At 60.3% G+C, this 19,177-nt stretch carries 15 protein-coding genes, 12 tRNA genes and 1 riboswitch; of the genes, 11 read left to right on the forward strand and 16 right to left on the reverse strand.

Going from position 1 to position 19,177, the window contains the following annotated elements:
• Positions 1 to 303, forward strand: a 303-nt coding sequence (locus BN1128_RS16905; protein WP_042870899.1) for an energy transducer TonB, incomplete at its 5' end; no start/stop codon positions are given.
• Positions 304 to 314: 11 nt separating this feature from the next.
• Entirely contained in the window at positions 315 to 1,550 is a 1,236-nt protein-coding gene (locus BN1128_RS16910; protein WP_042870901.1) for a tetratricopeptide repeat protein, read from the forward strand.
• A 324-nt stretch (positions 1,551 to 1,874) separates the two neighbouring features.
• Here the strand turns inward: BN1128_RS16910 and BN1128_RS16915 are convergent, their stop codons facing one another.
• Positions 1,875 to 4,910: a glycosyl hydrolase family 18 protein gene (locus BN1128_RS16915; protein ID WP_052445532.1), complete on the reverse strand. Its 3,036-nt coding sequence runs from the start codon at positions 4,908 to 4,910 to the stop codon at positions 1,875 to 1,877.
• A 115-nt stretch (positions 4,911 to 5,025) separates the two neighbouring features.
• A riboswitch (cyclic di-GMP riboswitch) is annotated at positions 5,026 to 5,111 on the reverse strand.
• A 296-nt stretch (positions 5,112 to 5,407) separates the two neighbouring features.
• On the opposite strand from BN1128_RS16915, the gene BN1128_RS16920 reads away from it, so the two are divergent.
• Complete coding sequence (locus tag BN1128_RS16920; protein WP_042870903.1) at positions 5,408 to 7,552, forward strand: ExeM/NucH family extracellular endonuclease; 2,145 nt, start codon at positions 5,408 to 5,410, stop codon at positions 7,550 to 7,552.
• A 138-nt stretch (positions 7,553 to 7,690) separates the two neighbouring features.
• On the opposite strand, the gene BN1128_RS16925 is transcribed toward BN1128_RS16920, so the two are convergent.
• From BN1128_RS16925 to gltX, 6 genes are all read right to left on the reverse strand, one after another.
• Positions 7,691 to 7,766, reverse strand: a tRNA-Ala gene (locus BN1128_RS16925).
• Positions 7,767 to 7,814: 48 nt separating this feature from the next.
• Positions 7,815 to 7,890 (reverse strand) — tRNA-Ala (locus BN1128_RS16930).
• 48 nt (positions 7,891 to 7,938) lie between these two features.
• Positions 7,939 to 8,014, reverse strand: a tRNA-Ala gene (locus BN1128_RS16935).
• Between the two features lie 64 nt (positions 8,015 to 8,078).
• Positions 8,079 to 8,154 (reverse strand) — tRNA-Ala (locus BN1128_RS16940).
• A 28-nt stretch (positions 8,155 to 8,182) separates the two neighbouring features.
• A tRNA-Ala gene (locus tag BN1128_RS16945) sits at positions 8,183 to 8,258 on the reverse strand.
• A gap of 237 nt (positions 8,259 to 8,495) precedes the next feature.
• On the reverse strand, positions 8,496 to 9,911 hold the full coding sequence (gene gltX / locus BN1128_RS16950) for a glutamate--tRNA ligase (protein WP_042870904.1): 1,416 nt from the start codon (positions 9,909 to 9,911) through the stop codon (positions 8,496 to 8,498).
• 274 nt (positions 9,912 to 10,185) lie between these two features.
• Between gltX and BN1128_RS16955 the strand changes: the two genes are divergently transcribed.
• The 3 genes from BN1128_RS16955 to BN1128_RS16965 all read left to right on the forward strand — a co-directional run bounded on the left by BN1128_RS16955 (position 10,186) and on the right by BN1128_RS16965 (position 13,525).
• Positions 10,186 to 12,288, forward strand: a complete 2,103-nt coding sequence (locus BN1128_RS16955; protein ID WP_042870906.1) for a methyl-accepting chemotaxis protein — start codon at positions 10,186 to 10,188, stop codon at positions 12,286 to 12,288.
• A gap of 99 nt (positions 12,289 to 12,387) precedes the next feature.
• Positions 12,388 to 13,044, forward strand: a complete 657-nt coding sequence (locus BN1128_RS16960) for a LysM-like peptidoglycan-binding domain-containing protein (protein ID WP_042870907.1) — start codon at positions 12,388 to 12,390, stop codon at positions 13,042 to 13,044.
• Between the two features lie 271 nt (positions 13,045 to 13,315).
• The gene (locus tag BN1128_RS16965) at positions 13,316 to 13,525 is read left to right on the forward strand and encodes a cold-shock protein (protein ID WP_005317918.1); all 210 of its coding nucleotides are present in this window, start codon (positions 13,316 to 13,318) and stop codon (positions 13,523 to 13,525) included.
• A gap of 479 nt (positions 13,526 to 14,004) precedes the next feature.
• Here the strand turns inward: BN1128_RS16965 and BN1128_RS16970 are convergent.
• The 8 genes from BN1128_RS16970 to orn form a co-directional block, all read right to left on the reverse strand.
• Positions 14,005 to 14,080: transfer RNA gene (locus BN1128_RS16970), tRNA-Gly, on the reverse strand.
• 25 nt (positions 14,081 to 14,105) lie between these two features.
• Positions 14,106 to 14,181, reverse strand: a tRNA-Gly gene (locus tag BN1128_RS16975).
• A gap of 25 nt (positions 14,182 to 14,206) precedes the next feature.
• Positions 14,207 to 14,282: transfer RNA gene (locus BN1128_RS16980), tRNA-Gly, on the reverse strand.
• 35 nt (positions 14,283 to 14,317) lie between these two features.
• Positions 14,318 to 14,393, reverse strand: a tRNA-Gly gene (locus tag BN1128_RS16985).
• Positions 14,394 to 14,429: 36 nt separating this feature from the next.
• Positions 14,430 to 14,505 (reverse strand) — tRNA-Gly (locus BN1128_RS16990).
• A gap of 35 nt (positions 14,506 to 14,540) precedes the next feature.
• Positions 14,541 to 14,616 (reverse strand) — tRNA-Gly (locus BN1128_RS16995).
• A gap of 36 nt (positions 14,617 to 14,652) precedes the next feature.
• A tRNA-Gly gene (locus BN1128_RS17000) sits at positions 14,653 to 14,728 on the reverse strand.
• A gap of 189 nt (positions 14,729 to 14,917) precedes the next feature.
• A complete protein-coding gene (gene orn, locus BN1128_RS17005) occupies positions 14,918 to 15,463 on the reverse strand; it encodes an oligoribonuclease (protein WP_042870909.1) in 546 nt (181 codons plus the stop codon).
• A gap of 91 nt (positions 15,464 to 15,554) precedes the next feature.
• On the opposite strand from orn, the gene rsgA reads away from it, so the two are divergent.
• From rsgA to BN1128_RS17030, 5 genes are read left to right on the forward strand one after another with little or no spacing between them, the layout of a single operon-like run.
• Positions 15,555 to 16,589, forward strand: coding sequence for a small ribosomal subunit biogenesis GTPase RsgA (gene rsgA / locus BN1128_RS17010; RefSeq protein ID WP_042870911.1), 1,035 nt, complete (start codon positions 15,555 to 15,557; stop codon positions 16,587 to 16,589).
• A 30-nt stretch (positions 16,590 to 16,619) separates the two neighbouring features.
• Positions 16,620 to 17,492, forward strand: coding sequence for an archaetidylserine decarboxylase (gene asd, locus BN1128_RS17015; protein ID WP_042870966.1), 873 nt, complete (start codon positions 16,620 to 16,622; stop codon positions 17,490 to 17,492).
• A complete protein-coding gene (locus tag BN1128_RS17020) occupies positions 17,489 to 17,758 on the forward strand; it encodes a VF530 family protein (RefSeq protein ID WP_042870913.1) in 270 nt (89 codons plus the stop codon). Before asd ends, BN1128_RS17020 begins: the two co-directional genes overlap by 4 nt.
• Positions 17,748 to 18,011, forward strand: a complete 264-nt coding sequence (locus BN1128_RS17025; protein ID WP_005317932.1) for a DUF2960 domain-containing protein — start codon at positions 17,748 to 17,750, stop codon at positions 18,009 to 18,011. Before BN1128_RS17020 ends, BN1128_RS17025 begins: the two co-directional genes overlap by 11 nt.
• A gap of 2 nt (positions 18,012 to 18,013) precedes the next feature.
• Positions 18,014 to 18,412 (forward strand): hypothetical protein, encoded by a 399-nt coding sequence (locus tag BN1128_RS17030; RefSeq protein ID WP_042870915.1) that lies wholly within the window; start codon positions 18,014 to 18,016, stop codon positions 18,410 to 18,412.
• A 218-nt stretch (positions 18,413 to 18,630) separates the two neighbouring features.
• Here the strand turns inward: BN1128_RS17030 and BN1128_RS17035 are convergent, their stop codons facing one another.
• Positions 18,631 to 19,125 carry a hypothetical protein gene (locus tag BN1128_RS17035; RefSeq protein ID WP_042870917.1) on the reverse strand — a complete coding sequence of 165 codons (495 nt, stop codon included), beginning with the start codon at positions 19,123 to 19,125 and terminating at the stop codon, positions 18,631 to 18,633.
• Positions 19,126 to 19,177: the final 52 nt, after the last annotated feature.

Consider the following 19,177-nt stretch of genomic DNA (forward strand, 5'->3'; position numbering starts at 1 on the left):
GGCGGGGGTGGTGGCGGCATGGGTGGCAACAACGGCGCCATTCCGCTGGCGACCTTCGAACCCATGATGCCCCGCAAGGCGGCGCTGGCGGGCCTCGCCTCCGGCAAGGTGCTGGTGGAGTTCACCGTGACCGAACGCGGCACCGTCAGCAACGTGCGGATCGTGAAAGAAGAGCCGCGCAGCTATGACCTCGGCAAGGAGGCACGCAAGACCATCGCCAAATGGACGTTCAAACCGGCCATGGTCGATGGCAAGGCGCAGGCTACCCGCATGCAGCAAGAAATCGAGTTTGCGGTCAACTAAGGAAGGTGGCGATGAAAAAGTTACATACCCTGATCCTCGCCCCGGTCGCCATGGCGGTGCTGCTTTGCACCGCCAGCTGGGCCGCCGAGCAGCCTGCCCTCTCTGACCGCGCCTACCGCGCGGTCAACAAGGCACAGGCATTGATCACCGAGAAGAAATACGGCGAGGCCAATGCCAAGCTTCAGGAGGCGCTGTCCGGCGCCGGCGAGCGGGTCTACGACAAGGGGGTGATACTGCAGACCCTCGGCTTCGTGGCGGCGCAGCAGGAGGAGTACGGTCAGGCGACCAGATACTTTGCCGATGCCATCGCCACCGGCGGCCTGCCGCAGCCCGTGGCCCAGCAGGTGCGCTACAACCTGGCACAGCTCTACATGGCGGAGGGCAACTTCAACGCCTCCATCAGCACCATGAACCAGTGGTTTGCGAGCCTGGGCAAGGATGAGAAGCCGACCCCGCACGCCTACATCACGCTGGCCAACGCCCATGTGCAGCTCAAGCAGTATCGGGAAGCCATACCGGCGGTGGACAGTGCGATCAAGCTCTCCGCAGGCAAGGCACCGGAATCCTGGTATCTGCTCAAAATGGCGGCCCACTACGAGCTGAAACAGTACAAACCGGCCACCGAGGTGCTGACTGCTCTGGTCGACAGGTACCCGGCCAAGAAGAAGTACTGGACCCAGCTCTCGGCCATGCACATGCAGGCGGGCAACGATGCCAAGGCGCTGGCTGCGCTGGAAGCCGCCTACAACCTCGGCATGCTGACCGAGCCGGCCGAATTGCAGCGCCTCGCCAACTACCTGGCTTTCGCCGGCATTCCCCACCGCGCCGCTCGCGTGATGGAGAAGGCGATGAAGGAGGGCACCATAGAGAGCAGTGCGGCCAACTACAAGGCGCTGGCCAACTACTGGCATCAGGCCAAGGAGCTGGATCCCGCCATCGATACCCTGGCGAGATCCTACAAGTTAGCTCCGGACGCCGAGCTGCAACTGAAGATGGCGCGCATGATGATCCAGAGCAAACGTTATCAGGATCTGGTGGCCCTGGCCGCCAAGCCTGCGGCCAATGCCAATGGTGAACAGCGCGCCGATCTCAAGTTCCTGACCGGGGTCGCCTATTTTGAGCAACAGAAGCCGAAGGAGGCGCTCAGCGCCTTCACCCAGGCTGCCCAGAATGGCAACGTCAGCGGCCGCGCAGCCCCCTGGATCAACTTCCTCAAGGAGCAAGGGGGCGGCTCCGTCACTCAATAAACAAGGCCCCGGCCTCGCGCAGCAGGGTGGCGCAGTCCCCCTACAGGCGCGAACCGCGTGACGGCCCGGCCACCCGGCCTCGGCCGTCACGTCATTGCCCCCGGCAGGGCAGGCACCCTCCCCGCCCGTCGCAGATAACAAGGGGTTCGCCCCGCAGGTTGCCTGGTGGCAATTGGCCGCTCTTCGGAGCGGTCTTTTTTATTCCCCTCTTTATATAATCCGCCATAAAAAAATCCGGAGCCTGGGCTCCGGATTGGTCATGCTGCTTGCTGGTGCTGCCTTGCCACGAATGGCATCGGCAGCCCAGACCCCATGCATGGGTTATCAGTAACTACATACCAGCTTCCAGCTACCATCGGTGGCCTTGGGTTCGCTGCTGGTCCACCAGTTCGCCTGCCATACCACCTTGTTGTTGGTCATCCGGTCACCGCCGTTGGCGTGATCCCCTTGCGGCCAGCTCGGATAGGCCTTGTAGGCCGCCGGGTTGACGTTCTGGCTGCTGCAGGTGGCGCCGCCCGGATTCTCGCCGCCGCCCGAGCCCAGTACGGCCTCTGGCAGGGTCGGGAACTCGGCCTTGAGCCCTATGGTCTGGCTGCCGCTGATGATGCGCATGCCGCTCGGCACGCCGGCGGCGGGCAGGTAGTAGGTCATGGCGACTTCGACTTCGGCACCCGGTGCCAGAGTCTGCCAGCTCGGCAAGGTCATGGCGACCTTGTGGAAGTCCTTCTCGTTGGCAATGCCTTCCGAGTTGTCGTTGCCACCGCTCTCCACCACTTTCAGTCCCATGCCACTCTGATCCGTGATGGTGTCAGAGGTGGAGGTGGGTACCAGGAACTCGATGCGGGCACCGCCCGGGAGGGTCTGGGTCGACTTGTTGACCAGCTTGAGTTTCGGGTTGATCGGGTAGTTGGAGTCCCCTTCCTTGAAGCCGGAGAGGCTCACCGCTATGTCGAGCTGAGCGCTCGGTGCGGCCAGATCGTTCTGCTTGGCGTTGTACGGGCTGGCCTTGGCAAACTTCTCGTAGGCAAGAGTAGTCAGAGTGCTGCCCATGCCGTACTCGTTCTTGGCCGGATCGAAGGCGTAGTCGCCTGCCATCTCCCAGAACATGACGCCGCCCAGACCCCGCTTGATGATGTAGTCCAGCTTGTGACCCATGGACTCTTCATCTTCGGTGGAGAGGAACACCTTCTTCTCGGCGTTCCACAGCCAGGGCGCCTGCGCCTTGTCATCGTAGTAACGCACGTACTTTCCCTGCATCACGTGGGCCGGATTGTTGGGATCCAGACCCCAGGCCGTGCCGTAGCTGGGCAGGGTCGTGATGCCCAGGCTGGCCGCGTTCTCCAGGTTCTTGGCATGCCACATGGGCACGGCGCCACCGCCTATCTCCTTGCCGTTCTTGTCCAGATCGTGCCAGATGTTGTCGATGCCGACCGCCCCGTTGCCGCACGGAATTGTGCTGCCACCCGTACCGGGCTGACAATCGCTCTGGCTCGGCAGGGCTGCCTTGCCGCCCAGCCCGTTGCTGCCGCCGCTCACCCCTTGCCAGCCGCGGGTGTAGTAGGGCACACCCACGTTGATCTTGCCGGCTGCCAGGGCGCCACGGAAGTAGTGGGCCGACCAGGCCGCATTCAGGTAGCCGATGCCACCAAACTGGGTCTGGGTGTAGACGCCCCAGTGGGAGAGCTCGGGATCGGCATTGTTATCGAACAGGGCTGCGTTGTGGCCGACGAAGTGGTTCCAGGCACCGTGGAAGTCATAGGTCATCAGGTTGACGTAGTCGAGGTACTGGGTGACCTGGAAGTTCTCCATGCCGCGCAGCAGGTAGGCCGACGCCGGCGAGGCGATGGTCAGCATGTACTTGCGACCGTCTTCGGTGCCGGCATTGTCGAGCCGTGCCCGCAGGGTCTTCATCAGCACCTCGTAGTTGGCAAACAGCTTGGCCCGGCACTGGTTGGAGAGCGGGAAGTCGTTGGGGTTGCCCGCATCCTTCATGGAAGTGGGGTACTCGTAGTCCACGTCCACCCCATCGAAACCGTACTGGCGAATGAAGCTCACAGCCGAGTCGGCAAAGGCGCTGATGCCGGCGGTATTGACCGAACAGTCGCCCTTGGTGGTGGCGGTGTAGAAGCCGCGGGTATCGGCCCAGCCACCCACCGAGATCAGGGTCTTCACGTCCGGATACTGCTTCTTGTACTTCGACAGCAGGTTGAAGTGGCCCTGATAGGCGAATTCCGGATCCATTTCGGCACCCGGCACCCCGTTCCAGGTCATCTTGGTGGCGGCGTCGTCCACCTTGATCAGGTGACTCTGCTCATCCACAGCCGCAAAGGCATAGTTGATGTGGGTGATCTTGTCCCAGGGGATGTCGCTCACCAGGTAGGAGGGCAGACCGTTCTTGCCGGTACGCCAGGAGGTGAAGTAGCCGATGACCCGACGGGCGTGGTCATCCCCCATGCACTCGTAACCGTCCGGGCGATAGATCTGGCGGACGTCGCAGGAGAGGTTGCCACCTGTGGGCGGCAGGGCCGCCTCTTCCACCTGCACATCGACCTGGGCCGACTCGCCCACCAGATTTTCCTTGTCGGTCGCCACCAGTTTGAGGCCGGCAGCACCCTTGCTCTGGGGCGTCCAGCTCACCTGCCAGGGGGCGCTGGTGTCTTCGCCCACCTTCTTGCCATCCACGTAGAGCTCGACCCTGGCCACGTCATTGTTGGCATCGGTTACGTTGCCACTGACCGCCACGCTGCGACCCAGGGTCACCTTGGCGCCGCTGGTCGGGCTGCTGATGCTCACCCTGGGCGCCTCTGGCGCGACCACGGCGTTGACGCTGAAGCTGGCATCCGCCTCGCTCAGCAGCTTGCCATCCTTGTCCAGCCCACGTGATTTGAGTTGATGGGGGCCGACACCGGTGGCAACCCAGCTGGCCGACCAGGGGGATGCACTGCTCAATGCGACCTGCTTGCCATCGACCAGATACTCGACCTTGACCAAGGCACTACTGTTGCCGCTCAGGGTCACCGCCAACGCCACGGGGGCGCCCTCGTTGAAAGCGCTACCAGAGGCGGGCGAACTGATTGCCAGTCCGAGCGCCGGTGGTGGCACCTCGCCGCCATAGAGCTTCCAGGCATCGGCCCAGACCACCCCCACCCCGGGGGCATAGTGATAGGGCGAGGCCCCGCACCAGCCAGAGTAGGGAAATTCTTTGCATTCGTAGAGGGCGCCTGCGTTGCTGACGACATCGCCAGCCTTGTAGGCGGTGCCAGCCTGATAGGCGGGATAAGACGCGGCTTGTGCCCAGGCGGGCATGGCAGCCAGGGCCACCAGCATGGCAAGCCTGCTGGGCCTAAAGGTCTGTTGCATATTGTTATCTTCCTTGTTTTGTCTTGGCATTGGTCACCAGGACAAAGAACAATCGCAACCTGCGTGATGGGGGCAGACAACTGGCAATGGACCTGCCACAGACTCCACCATCACCCCGGGAAGCCCCGCTATCTGGATCGACTGATCTTGAGACCGGAGGCATTGCGTCCCGGCATCTCGGCCGGTTTGCCCTTTACCTGGGTTCCGTGAGGAACAAGCCGAGTATAGGAATCAAGCAGCCGAGTCTCAATCTTCATTCTCGAAGAAAAATATGTGGATGCCAGCCAGATCACAGTTTCCCGCTCTGGTTGAATTAATGATTTTGTCATTAATTTCATACTGTTAGCCAAGTCAAAAAAACCGAGATTGCCCTCATTTGCATCCCCGTAATGTGCGTTGGCTCACTGGTATGACATGCCAGAAATGTGACAATGCGCGCCCTTGGCCGATGAGCCAAGGCTATGGAAACACTGGCAAAAAATAAAAAAGGAACCGTTATGAAAGGAACACGTACCCTGCTGTCGCTGGCCGTGGGGCTTGCGCTCGCGTCCCCGTCCCTCCATGCCGCTGGCTTCAGCTGCCCGGCTGACAGTGCCCTCACCCCCATCCCCGTCATTCAGGGTAGCGGCGACAAGAGTCCGCTCATTCCCAGCGACAAGTTCGAGAGTCCCCAGAGCGTCATGGTCAAGGCGGTGGTCTCCGCACTTGGCGAGAGCCTCAACAAGGGCTTCTACCTGCAGGATGTACAGGGCGATGGCAACCCCCAGACCTCCGACGGCATCTTCGTCTACCTCAACGACAAGAACTTCGCCAGCAAGTACCCGGACATCAAGCCGGGCGCCGAAGTCTGCCTGGAGGCCAAGGTCGAGGAGTACTACAACCATACCCAGCTCAAGCCGGTCGCTGACAGCGGTACCCCGCGCCTGCAAGTTCTTGCCCAAGGAACGGCCCCTGCCGCCGTGCCGCTGCGGGTACTGGAAAACGAGACCCTGGCCCGGGCGCTGGAGCGTCACGAAGGGATGCGGGTACGCCTCGATGCCGACAGCGCGCTCAAGATAAGCCGCAACTTCAGCTATGACTACGCCGCCAAACGCAACAATCTGGTGCTCTCCCACCAGGCGCCGCTGATGAAGCCGACCCAGCTGCACGATGCAGACAGCAAGGCCGCCAAGGCACTGGCCAAGGACAACGCCAACAACCGGGTGTTCCTCGAATCCGACTTCAAGGCCGCCGACGGCAAACTGCCCTGGCTGCCGGGCTGGGAGCCGGAGCAGGGTTACCTGCGCATCGGCGATGCCCCGGTCAATCTGGATGCACTGGTGGGTTACAGCTACAACGAATACCGGCTGATAGTGCCGCAGGATCAGGTGATCACCGCCGGCGATCTGCTGCGCACCAGCGACAACGATCGCCAGAACGCCCCGGCCCGCGCCGATGGTACCGACTTGCGCATCGGCAGCTTCAACGTGCTCAACTACTTCACCAGCCACTCCAGCGTGGGCGGAGCACTCAATGTGCTGTGCAAGGATCAGGCTGATGCGGACAGCGCCAAGGGCTGCAACCGCGGCGCCAAGAACCTGGAAGACTTCCAGCTGCAGCGCACCAAGATAGTCAATGCCATCACGGAGATGGATGCCGACCTGCTCGGCCTGATGGAGATGGAGAACAATGGCTTTGACAGCCACTCCGCCATCAGTGATTTGGTGCAAAGCCTCAACGCCCAGCAGAAGGACGCCAGCAAGCAGTACGCCTTCGTGGCCCTGCCCAAGGCGCTGCTTGGCAACGAGCGCTTCTTCGGTGGCGACGCCATCATGGTGGCCATGATCTACCGACCCGCCAAGCTGACGCCACAGGGGGATGCCGGCGTCATCACGCTGCCGGTGCAGAAATACCTGGATGCGAAAGGGGTCGAGAAACAGGCCTCCCAGCGTGACTCTCTGGTGCAAAGCTTCACCGTTGATGGCAACAAGGAGCCGCTGACCCTGGTGGTCAACCACCTGAAATCCAAGGGATCCGGCTGCCTGGAGAACCTGGACGGCAAGGAACCGGCCGATCTGCAAGGCAAGTGCACCGAGTTCCGGGTCAGCGCCGCCAAGGTGCTGGGCGAGGAAGTGAGCAAGCTGCCCGGCCAGGTGCTGCTGGTGGGGGATTTCAACTCCTACGCCCGGGAAGATGCTATCCGGGTACTGACCGACTATGTGCCGACCGAGGGTCAGCGCAAGATAGTCTCCGCCTCCCAGACCTTCCTCGGCGCTCAGGTCTATGAGCAGACCGCCAGCGAGGTGAGCAAGAGCTACGGCCTGGTAGACATGAACGTCAAGTTCAACAAGGAGAAGGCCATCTCCTACAGCTACGAGGCCGAGCTCGGCACCCTGGACTATGCCCTCGCCAACCCGGCGCTGGCCAGCAAGGTCGTGGCGGTCGCCGACTGGCACATCAACTCGTTCGAGAGCAGCCTGTTCGAGTACGGCCGTGACTTCAGCGGCGACATGATCAAGTCCGGCAACCCGTTCAGCGCCTCCGACCATGATCCCATCATCGTCGATCTCAAGCTGAAGGAAGAGAGCAACGGCGGTGGCGGAGCCATGGGCGCCCTGCTGCTGGCCCTGCTGCCGCTGGCCTGGCGTCGTCGTCGCGGCTGATGCGGCCTTGCCATCACGCCCAAAGCCCGCTGCGATGCGGGCTTTTTTACGGGCAAGAGACGGGCTGGACGCAAAATGAGCCAAAACAAAAGGGCCACCGCGATAACGGTGGCCTTTCGGCTTCTTGTAACAAGAATTTGGTGGAGCTACGCGGGATCGAACCGCGGACCTCTTGCATGCCATGCAAGCGCTCTCCCAGCTGAGCTATAACCCCAAATTTTGTACTCGACAAATGGTTCTGGCGGCCATCTGTCGTAAATAGTGGTGGAGCTACGCGGGATCGAACCGCGGACCTCTTGCATGCCATGCAAGCGCTCTCCCAGCTGAGCTATAACCCCAAATTTCGTACTCAACAAATGGTTCTGGCGGCCATCTGTCGCAAATAGTGGTGGAGTTACGCGGGATCGAACCGCGGACCTCTTGCATGCCATGCAAGCGCTCTCCCAGCTGAGCTATAACCCCACAAAGGTCGGCTTGGGTGATACACACCGCACTGCCCTGGGTACTTCATCTTCAATCAGGAATCTGGTGGAGCTACGCGGGATCGAACCGCGGACCTCTTGCATGCCATGCAAGCGCTCTCCCAGCTGAGCTATAACCCCTTGGATTCCAGATTGTTCGAGGAGAATTTGGTGGAGCTACGCGGGATCGAACCGCGGACCTCTTGCATGCCATGCAAGCGCTCTCCCAGCTGAGCTATAACCCCAACTCACCTCGGCGCTGCCAAAGTTATCTCCGGCAACGGAGGCGCATGATAGGCATCACCCGCTTTGCTGTCAACCCAAAAATAACGCCGACTGGATCGTTTAGTCAAAATTCAATCAGTTAGCTGTTTTTACCGGCAACCTTGCCGCTATCTCGCTGTTTTATGTCACAAATCTGGTTAGCCAACAAAAACAAAGGGCCCCCTCGCGGGAGCCCTTTTGCATGCCATCACAGGCACTTATTCAGCAGCCATACGCGCTTCGATATACGCCAGGGCACGATCGATGCGGGCGAGTACCCGCTCCTTGCCCACCAGCGCCATCACGGCGTCGATACCCGGGGACTGACCCAAACCGGTCACGGCAACGCGCAGCGGCATGCCAACCTTGCCCATGCCCTGACCCAGCTCGGCGGCAGTGGCTTCAATCAGCTCGTGCAGCGCTTCGGTGGTCCAGCTATCCAGCGCCGCCAGCTTGGCCCTGGCCAGGGTCAGCGGCTCGGCAGCCACACCGCGCAGGTGCTTCTTGGCGGCAGCTTCGTCGATGGCTTCGTACTCTTCGAACAGATAACGGCTCTGGGCGGCCATCTCCACCAGGGTATTGCAGCGCTCGGCCAGCAGGGTCACGACCTCGGCCAGGGCCGGGCCCTTGCTGGTGTCGATCTGCTGGTTTGCCATGTGCCAGGCCAGGTGCTTGGCAACATAGGTCGGATCCAGGCTGCGCATGTAGTGGTTGTTCAGCCACAGCAGCTTGTCGGTGTTGAAGGCGGACGCCGACTTGGAGATGGCATCCAGGCTGAACAGCTTGATCATCTCGTCCAGCGTGAAGATCTCCTGATCGCCGTGGGACCAGCCCAGACGCACCAGATAGTTCAGCAGGGCTTCCGGCAGGTAGCCATCATCGCGGTACTGCATCACGGAGACGGCGCCGTGGCGCTTGGAGAGCTTGGCGCCGTCGTCGCCCAGGATCATGGAGACGTGGGCAAACTCCGGCACCGGCGCGTTCAGGGCCTTGTAGATGTTGATCTGGCGCGGGGTGTTGTTGATGTGGTCTTCGCCACGCACCACGTGGGTGATCTCCATGTCCCAGTCATCGACCACCACACAGAAGTTGTAGGTGGGCGCGCCATCGGTGCGACGGATGATGAGATCGTCCAGCTCTGTGTTGGCAAACTCGATGCGGCCACGCACGTGGTCGTCGAACACCACGGAGCCTTCGGTCGGGTTACGGAAGCGAATGACGTGCGGCGCATCGGCCGGATGATCGTGGGCCGCATCACGGCACTTGCCGTCATAGCGGGGCTTCTCGCCGCTGGCCATCTGGCCTTCGCGCAGCGCGTCCAGTCGCTCACGGGAGCAGTAGCACTTGTAGGCACGGCCATCTGCCAGCATTTCGTCGATGATGCCGTTGTAGCGGTCGAAACGCTTGGTCTGATAGTAGGGGCCCTCATCCCAGTTCAGCTCCAGCCATTCCATGCCCTCAATGATGGCGTCGATCGCCTCCTGAGTGGAACGTTCCAGGTCGGTATCCTCAATACGCAGCACGAACTCACCGCCCTGGCTCTTTGCAAACAACCAGGAATAGAGTGCGGTACGGGCACCGCCGACATGCAAAAAGCCGGTCGGGCTGGGAGCAAAACGGGTTTTGACTTTCATCTTTAAGCCTTGTGTAGAGGGCCTTGGGCCAATTCGTTAGAAAAAACCGTCGCATTTTAGCACTCAGAATCCCGGATGGGAAAACCATGAGGCTGCGGCGCGCTAAAGTAGGGGGTTAAATTGGCCGGGCGACCGCTTGGCACCTGATATTTGAGGGGGATCGCAAAACAAAAGCGCCATTTCCGATTTGCTATGGGGAGTGTTGGAGAGCTGCCTCCTCCGGCCGATATTCAAATAACTCTCACACTACTTCTCACGAAACAAGGAAGAGACGATGCAGTTCCGTTCTATCCAGAATCGCATTCTGGTGATGGCCGGGATCGCCATGACCACAGCCCTGGTCATATTGATCCTGCTCAACCAGTATTCCGGTCAACAGACCCAGCAACTGACCATCAGTTCCAGCCGTGCCGCCCTGCAACAGGAGGCCTGGCAGAAGGTCAGTGCCAACGCCCGCGCCGAGGCCGCCACCATCACCCAGTTGCTGCAAAAGGGGCTCTCCTATACCCAGCAGATGGCCAGTGCCCTCGCCCTGCAACAGGAGGGCAAGCTGCCGCTGGATCGCCAGCAAGCCACGGATCTGCTCAAGGCACAGCTCAACCTGGAACCGCAACTGTATGGTGCCTTCGCCGGCTTCGAGCCGAACGGCTTCGACGGCCAGGACGCCGCCTTCGCCGGTCAAACGGCGCTGGGCAGTGACAGCCAGGGCCGCTTCGTCCCCTACTTCTACCGTGACAAGGAGCAGATAGGCACAGACCTGCTGCTCTCCATCGAGAAGAGCGATGCCGACGAGTTTGGCAACCCGGCCAACGACTACTACGCCTGCCCGAAACGGGAGGGGCGCTCCTGTCTCATCGATCCCTTCAAGGTGGACATCAACGGCCAGCAGGTGCTTGTGAGTACCATTACCACCCCCATCATGGTGGCGGGTCAATTCAAGGGCGTCGCCGCGCTGGATCTGGCGGTAGACTCCATCAGCCGGCAGGCCCAGTCCCTCAACAGCAACATCTATGATGGCAAGGGCGAGACCCTGATCGTCAGCGCCGCCGGCGTCATCACGGGTACCAGCGGCGACGCCAGCCTGCTGGGCAGCCGGGCCGACAAGCTGCTCGGCAACCAGTGGCAGCAGTATCTTAAACCGGAAGTGCAACGTCAGGAGCTGGACGAGTCGTTTCGTATCTCTGTGCCCATCATGGTGCCGGGCATGAGCCGCAACTGGGCCATCATAGTCACCCTGCCCTACAAGGTGGTGCTGGCGGGCGCCGACCAGCTGGAGAGCCAGCTGAGCGACATGAACCGGGCCGCCATGACCCAGCAACTGGTGGGCGCTCTCATAGTGCTGGTGCTGGCACTGGCCACCATGCTGGTGATAGCCCGCAGCATCACGGGCCCCATCCGCCAGATGGTCAGCCTGGTGGATGACATCGCCGATGGCGAGGGGGATCTCACCAAGCGCCTCACCACTCGATCAGTCGACGAGCTGGGGGATCTCGCCAAGGGCATCAACCGCTTCATCGACAAGCTGCAGGTGCTGCTGGGGGATGTGCTGAAAACCGCCAGCGAGGTGAACCGCCACGCCGGCGATACCGACCGCATCGCCGGCCAGACCGACACCAACCTGCAGCATCACCAGGCAGAGATGGAGCAGATGCTGACCGCGGTGCAGGAGATGTCCTATGTCAGCCAGGAGGTGGCCACCCATGCCAACAACACCGCCGACTCGGCCAAGCAGGCCCAGGGCGCGGCGGATCAGGGCAAGGTTCGCTTCCAGCAAGTGATCCAGTCGATGCATAAGGTGGCGGCCGAGGCCGGCAAGGGGGCTGAAGTGGTCGAAGGGCTGGCACATGACAGCGAGCAGATCACCAGCATACTGACGGTGATCCAGGGCATTGCCGATCAGACCAACCTGCTGGCGCTCAATGCCGCCATCGAGGCCGCCCGCGCCGGTGAGCAGGGCCGCGGCTTTGCGGTGGTGGCCGACGAGGTGCGCAAGCTGGCGGGCAACACCCAGCAGGCGGTGCAGAACACCCAGGAGCTGATCGAGAAGATCCGTCACAGCTCGACCAATGCGGTCAACGCCATCCAGCAGAGCCAGCAGCTGACCCACCAGGCGGTGGGCGAGGCGGATCTGGCGGAAGAGGCGCTGGACAGCATCTACAAGGCCATCTCCACCATCAACGACATGACCTATCAGATCGCCTCCGCCGCCGAGGAACAGAGCTCGGTCTCCGAGACAGTGTCCGGCAATCTGTCAAAAACCAATGCACTGGCCAACGACATCGCTCAGGATGCGACCGAAACGGCCAAAGCCAGCCAGGCATTGCGTCAGGCGGCCGAGCGTTTACAGCAATTACTGGGACAATTTCGTCTCAGCTGATAATTTTCCGTATCAGGACTCTCCCCCTCGGGGACGAGTCCGTTTACCATAGGCAAGGAATTTGCCTGATGGCAGGCAATGTAGTGAGAGGTAAATGCCGTGCCCACCCCGGACCGTCGCCCACGTGGCCATAACAGACGAGCCCAGCAGCGTCGACAAGACGAATCACAAGGATCCCTGCTCCATCGTATCAATGCCGCTACCCTGCCCCTGCGTCAACGCATAGGCCAGGGGATGCGTGGCCTTGGCCAGCGCGGCCAGGAGGCCAAAGCAGGCAAATTCAAGCTGACCAGCCCGCTGCCCCGCAAACACACCATAGGCCTGCTGGTCCTGGTGCCCATCTGGCTGCTGTTGCTGGCCTGGGAACCCGCGCCTGCCGCCCCGAAAGTCGCCCCGTCCGGCTCGCTCGAGGTCCCCCTCGCCGTGCCTGCCCAGGCCCTGACGGCCGGCAATGGCAGCTCGGCCGCCGCCAAGCCGGTCGAAGAGAAAGTCAACGGCACCTGGCTGCAGCACGACGTGCAGGCCGGCGAGACCCTCTACTCCATCTGGCGCAAGTTCGAGCTGCCGGGGGCCGAGCTCAGCCGGCTGATCGCCATCGAAGGGCCTGATCGACCACTGACCCGGCTGCAATCGGGCAAGTCGGTGTTCATCCTGATCGATGACAACCGCCGCATCCAGCGGGTCGAGATCCGCTCCTACGGTCAGGCCATCTATCGCTATGACCGACAGGGCGAAGGGTTCGCCCTCAAGGAGTAATGAAACGGGAGGCCATGGCCTCCCGTTTTTTTGACCTGACGCCATTAAATAAGCCGCTGACTTCACAATATTTTTAGCTTGCTCAAAAAATGAAAAGCGCCAAATTGACAAGGGATCGCGCTCACGTACAATCGTTTGTGCTTTAGACAGGGATTGTTCTACATGCTACTGGGACAAATTGACGTGGTCAGTCATGCTGCAACCCCTGATTTCTAGGCAAATGCTGCCCAACAAGGCTTAGTTTCATTTTGTTATAGATAGGACTTACCACATGTCTGACATTCGCACCGGCCAAGTAAAATGGTTCAATGAGACCAAGGGTTTTGGCTTTATCGAGCAATCCCAGGGACCGGACGTGTTCGTTCACTTCTCCTCCATCCAGAGCACGGGCTTCAAAACCCTGGCCGAAGGTCAAAAAGTCCAGTTCACTGTGACTCAGGGCCAAAAAGGCCCTCAGGCTGAGAACGTTACCCTGCTCTAAGCCACGCCAGTGAGCCTGTAGGAGGAGACTTGCTCCTCCTATTTTTTTGCCCGCTATTCCCTGCCCCACAACGCCACCGGTTATCAAGCCTCTCCTGCCCTGTCTGAGCGCCTTGTTTCGCCTCTCCTTTGCTGCTGCTCATCCACCACGGCTGACGCCTCGGTATCGCAAGCGCATGACTGCAGATGCCACCACAGGCAAGGTGGTGAGGCATGTGAGCATGATGATATGTGAGCTGGCCCGAGACCCTGGACGCCGGGCGGACCAAGAAAAACGCGCCAAACAGCGGATATGCGAATGCATCGCAGCGCGATACGGGTGACAGGAAGAAAACTGATGAGACAAAAAAGAAGAAAGATTGGAGCGGGAAACGAGACTCGAACTCGCGACCCCGACCTTGGCAAGCGTGGATCATGCTCTACCAACTGCGGTTGGTTCAGTATTTGGTGACGTGCAAGAAGGGTATTATGAGAAGAAATTGGAGCGGGAAACGAGACTCGAACTCGCGACCCCGACCTTGGCAAGGTCGTGCTCTACCAACTGAGCTATTCCCGCAACAGGATGTCACTTGCAAATGTGTTGGAGCGGGAAACGAGACTCGAACTCGCGACCCCGACCTTGGCAAGGTCGTGCTCTACCAACTGAGCTATTCCCGCAACAGGATGTCACATTGCAAATGTTTGGAGCGGGAAACGAGACTCGAACTCGCGACCCCGACCTTGGCAAGGTCGTGCTCTACCAACTGAGCTATTCCCGCAACATAAATGGTCGTTTTGCGCTGGTGAAGATGATTGGAGCGGGAAACGAGACTCGAACTCGCGACCCCGACCTTGGCAAGGTCGTGCTCTACCAACTGAGCTATTCCCGCATCGGGCTGGATTGAACCAGTTTCATCATCACAATTTGGAGCGGGAAACGAGACTCGAACTCGCGACCCCGACCTTGGCAAGGTCGTGCTCTACCAACTGAGCTATTCCCGCAACAGCGTTGTCATTTTGTGGCCTGTGAGGATGATTGGAGCGGGAAACGAGACTCGAACTCGCGACCCCGACCTTGGCAAGGTCGTGCTCTACCAACTGAGCTATTCCCGCATCGGGCTGGATTGAACCAGTTTCATCATCACAATTTGGAGCGGGAAACGAGACTCGAACTCGCGACCCCGACCTTGGCAAGGTCGTGCTCTACCAACTGAGCTATTCCCGCACACACCATAAAATGGCATCAAAACAAATCGTGCAGCATTTGGTTGCTTGCGCTACTGCACGGGAGCCGAATTATAAGAGCAGTCTTTCCAATTGCAAGGGCTTTTTCGTCTGGTTGCGCGCGTTCGCTCAAAAGCTGGCCGAACTGTCGATTTTAGCAACCAATCGATGGCAACTCCTTGCCTGGCACTCAGATCTTGAAGACATGGCTGCGATAGAAGCGCAGCTCGGCGATGGATTCGCGGATGTCGTCCAGCGCCTGATGGGAGCCGCTCTTGCTGAACTGATCCAGCAGTTCGGGCTGCCAGCGACGTACCAGCTCCTTGATGGTGCTGACGTCGACATTGCGGTAATGGAAGAAGGCTTCCAGCTCACCCATGTGCTTGACCATGAAGCGGCGATCCTGGCCTATGCTGTTGCCGCACAGCGGGCTGGTGCGCTCCGGTACCCATTGGCGGATAAACTCAAGCGTCTCGGCCACGGCCCTGGCTTCGTCGTGCTGACTCGCCTTGACCCTGGCCACCAGCCCGCTCTTGGTATGGGTGTTGACGTTCCAGTCGTCCATCTTGGCCAGCTCTTCATCGCTCTGGTGGATGGCGATAACGGGCCCTTGTGCCAACACGTTCAGATCCTTGTCGGTGACTATGGTGGCGATCTCCAGTACCACGTTCTCTTCGGGGTCCAGACCCGTCATCTCCATGTCGATCCATACCAGGTTCTGCGCGCTGACTGTCATGATTGCTCTCTCTATTGGGAGGAATGGCGGAATTTTGCCAATTTGCATGTATCATACTGGCTTTGGATCTGTTCATAAACTGGCGAATCGAGTGGCAAAGAAAGCAAAACTCAATCTGGGTCAACAAAGGCGCGTCCAGGCCAACCGCGAGCGGCGGCTGCAAAAAGATCACACCACAGTGGTGGATGACACCCTGTTTGGCCCGGCTATCGAAGGGGTGGTGATAAGCCGCTTCGGTCAGCATGCGGACGTGGAAGCCGTCGATGGCACCATACACCGCAGCAACCTGCGTCGCAGCAGCATCAGCAGTCTGGTGTGCGGCGACAAGGTGGTCTGGCGTCCGGGCCTCAATGCCGCGACCGCAGGGGTCATAGAGGCGGTACATCCGCGCCACTCTGTGCTGACCCGGCCGGACTTCTACGACGGGGTCAAACCCATCGCCGCCAACATAGACCAGATCATCATCGTCTCGGCGGTGATGCCCGAGTTCTCCACCAATATCGTCGACCGCTATCTGGTGGCCGCCGAGGATGTGGAGATACAGCCGCTCATAGTGCTGAACAAGGTCGACATGCTCGATGCAGCGGCCCGTGCCCGCATCGATAGTCAACTCGACCCCTATCGCAAGCTGGGCTACCAGGTGATCCTGGTCAGTTGCGAGAGCGGCGAAGGGCTGGATGAACTCAAGGCCCAGTTCGAAGGCAAGATCAGCATTTTCGTCGGCCAGTCCGGGGTGGGAAAATCGTCGCTCACCAATGCCCTGATGCCGGGGCTGGATGTGCTGACCGGCGAGATCTCCGAAAACTCGGGACTCGGTACGCATACCACTACCACGGCGCGGCTCTATCACTTCCCGAGCGGCGGCGATCTCATCGATTCCCCCGGGATCCGCGAGTTCGCTCTCTGGCATCTGGAAGCCGATCGCATCACTTGGTGCTTCATCGAGTTTCGTGACTACCTGGGTGGTTGCCGATTCCGCGACTGCACCCACAAGGACGATCCCGGCTGTGCCTTGCGTGCGGCGGTCGACCGTGGCGACATCAGCGCCGATCGCTTCCACAACTATCACCGCATCCTGGAAACCATGCAGGAAGCCCGCCACGGTCGGCAACAGGCCCGACTGTGACCCATTCAACTTATTATTTCGATGAAGATCATGAGCATCACTGACAACCTGAAAATTGCCGGTCAATACTGCCTGCCCAAACACGCCCTCTCCCGTCTGGTGGGCAAGCTGGCGGCTGCCGAAGCCGGCAACCTCACCACCAAGGTGATAGAGGCGTTTATCAAGCAGTACGGCGTCGACATGAGCGAGGCGCTGCACGAGAGTCCGGCCCACTACAAGAGCTTCAACCAGTTCTTCACCCGTGAGCTCAAGCCGGGGATACGTCCGCTGGTAGAGGATGCAATGACTCTAGCCCTGCCGGTGGACGGCACCGTCAGCCAGCTCGGCCCCATCCATCAGGGTCGCATCATCCAGGCCAAGGGCCACGACTACAGCGCCCGTGAACTGCTGGGTGGCTATGAGGATCTGGTGGCGCCGTTCAAGGATGGCGACTTTGCCACCATCTATCTGGCGCCCAAGGATTACCACCGCATCCACATGCCGCTGGACGGCGTGCTGGAGAGCATGGTGTTCGTACCGGGAGATCTCTTCTCCGTCAACCCGCTCACCGCCGAGAACGTGCCCAACCTGTTTGCCCGCAACGAACGGGTGGTCGCCACCTTCCGCACTCCCCATGGCCCCATGGCGCTGGTGCTGGTTGGCGCCACGATCGTCGCGAGTATCGAGACCATCTGGGCCGGCAATATTGCACCGACCAAGCAGAAGGAAGTGGTGCGCTGGGATTACAGCGGCGATGAAGCCATCACACTGCAAAAAGGGGCCGAGATGGGCCTGTTCAAGCTGGGCAGTACCGTGGTCTGCCTGTTCGGACCTGGCATGCTGGCCGGCTTCGAGCCGCATCTGGCCAATGGCGTCACCACCCGCATGGGTCAACCCTTTGCCACATTGGCGGCCAAGGCATGAGTGACCAGCCAGGCGCCTCGCAACCAAAAAACCCGCTGCACGGCCTGACCCTGGAGGCGATCGTCACCGCCCTGGTCGAGCACTACGGCTGGGAAGAGCTGGGGCAGCAGATCAATATCCGCTGCTTCACCGAAGCTCCCAGCATCAAGTCCAGTCTGAAGTTCTTGCGCAAGACTCCCTGGGCCCGGGAGAAGGTCGAAAGCCTTTATCTCTATGTCCAGCGCAAGCAAGCCAAATCGAAGAAGGAAGGGCCAGATGGCGTTTAAGATTACCTACACCTACAAGAAACAGACCAAAGAACTCGGCTATGCGAACGACAAGTTCCGCAGCATCTACGACGCCATTGCCGCCGCCGAAGGGCTGGACCTCTCCAGCTTCCACGCCATGGAGGCCCAGCTGGCGCAGGTCTGCCGCCGCGACAAGAAGAGCGTGAAGGATTACCAGGAGAACTACTTCAAGGAGCTGGGTTTCTCCAACATCGTGATCGAACGGGACAATCTCGAAGACAAGCAGGAGTAAGCATGCGCACTCTGACTCTGATGGCCGCCTCCCTGCTGCTGGCGGCTTGCAGTACCCCGACCCAGCATATGGTCGGCAATGATCAGGATATCCACGGCTGTCGTGCCAGCGCCGGTTATCAATGGTCCGCGTTGACCAACCAGTGCGTACGCCTGTTCGAACAGGCGGTGCGGCTGCAATCGCTCGATGCGAATGAGACTGGCAGCGCCTTCGTGCTGTTCAATGCCGACCAGAGCCAGGCCGAACTGACCCTGCCAAGCGGTCAGCAAACCCGCCTGACCCGGCAAGGGGACGAGGGCAACTGGTCCTGGCAGGGCGGCGCCTATCAGCTCTTCCCCTGGAAGGGCTATGTGCTCAAATCTGGCGAGCAGGCACTGTTTCACGGCGACAGCGCCCTCTGATTGCCAGCTCATGCCATCAAGCGCCCCGGTTCCTGCCGGGGCGTTTTTTTATGGCTGCCGCACCATGCTGGCACGCGGGCGTAGCAGCCTGAATGAGCAGATGGCCGTATTCCACACCTCGCGGCACACGGCCTCCCCCAAAAAAACAAACACCCCGTTGCAGGCAACGGGGTGTTTATTGCAGGCCGCCAGGCAAGCGGGCGGCTGACAGAGGCGGATCAGTTGCCCAGGGTAGAGAACAGGCTCTGTTCCAGGCTGCCGCGAGAGACGCAGACCGGGGTGATGGAGGGTGCCAGCACGCGCTCGCCGGAGGATTCAACGAAGTAGAGCTGGGTATTGCCCTTGACGTTGATGGTCGCCACGCTGTTGTTGCCGCTCTGGGTGATGATCAGGTTGATCTGCAGATTGGGGTTGCCCAGCGCCACTTTGGAACCCATGGTGCCGCAATCCAGCCACTCCAGGCCATCGGCCGAGTTCTCGACATTGGCCGTCATCAGACCTGAGCCGCGCTGGCTGTTCTCGATGTTGAGGCCATGATCGCCAAACCACTTCTCGGCGCGGGCCCACACCAGATCCACCGGGATCTGCATCTCCTGGGTGTTGTTGGTCGCCTTGGCAACCGGCGGATTATAGCGGTATTGCTCGCCGCCATTGTTATCGCTGGCACAACCGGCCATCAACAGGGCCAGGGCTACCCCCATTATCTTTTTCATGCTGCTTCTCTCATCCATATTATCCGGCCATAGGCCAACCGGCGGCTATTAT

It is taken from the genome of Aeromonas piscicola (assembly GCF_000820005.1).
In the GTDB taxonomy this organism is placed as follows: domain Bacteria; phylum Pseudomonadota; class Gammaproteobacteria; order Enterobacterales; family Aeromonadaceae; genus Aeromonas; species Aeromonas piscicola.

What these genes read in the sequence shown, in the direction of transcription:
- BN1128_RS17035 (WP_042870917.1), bottom strand. Translation starts at nt 19,125, where the DNA reads ATGAAAAAGATAATGGGGGTAGCCCTGGCCCTGTTGATGGCCGGTTGT.
- BN1128_RS16910 (WP_042870901.1), top strand. Translation starts at nt 315, where the DNA reads ATGAAAAAGTTACATACCCTGATCCTCGCCCCGGTCGCCATGGCGGTG.
- BN1128_RS16965 (WP_005317918.1), top strand. Translation starts at nt 13,316, where the DNA reads ATGTCTGACATTCGCACCGGCCAAGTAAAATGGTTCAATGAGACCAAG.
- BN1128_RS17030 (WP_042870915.1), top strand. Translation starts at nt 18,014, where the DNA reads ATGCGCACTCTGACTCTGATGGCCGCCTCCCTGCTGCTGGCGGCTTGC.
- BN1128_RS16920 (WP_042870903.1), top strand. Translation starts at nt 5,408, where the DNA reads ATGAAAGGAACACGTACCCTGCTGTCGCTGGCCGTGGGGCTTGCGCTC.
- orn (WP_042870909.1), bottom strand. Translation starts at nt 15,463, where the DNA reads ATGACAGTCAGCGCGCAGAACCTGGTATGGATCGACATGGAGATGACG.
- asd (WP_042870966.1), top strand. Translation starts at nt 16,620, where the DNA reads ATGAGCATCACTGACAACCTGAAAATTGCCGGTCAATACTGCCTGCCC.
- BN1128_RS17025 (WP_005317932.1), top strand. Translation starts at nt 17,748, where the DNA reads ATGGCGTTTAAGATTACCTACACCTACAAGAAACAGACCAAAGAACTC.
- gltX (WP_042870904.1), bottom strand. Translation starts at nt 9,911, where the DNA reads ATGAAAGTCAAAACCCGTTTTGCTCCCAGCCCGACCGGCTTTTTGCAT.
- BN1128_RS16915 (WP_052445532.1), bottom strand. Translation starts at nt 4,910, where the DNA reads ATGCAACAGACCTTTAGGCCCAGCAGGCTTGCCATGCTGGTGGCCCTG.
- BN1128_RS16955 (WP_042870906.1), top strand. Translation starts at nt 10,186, where the DNA reads ATGCAGTTCCGTTCTATCCAGAATCGCATTCTGGTGATGGCCGGGATC.
- BN1128_RS17020 (WP_042870913.1), top strand. Translation starts at nt 17,489, where the DNA reads ATGAGTGACCAGCCAGGCGCCTCGCAACCAAAAAACCCGCTGCACGGC.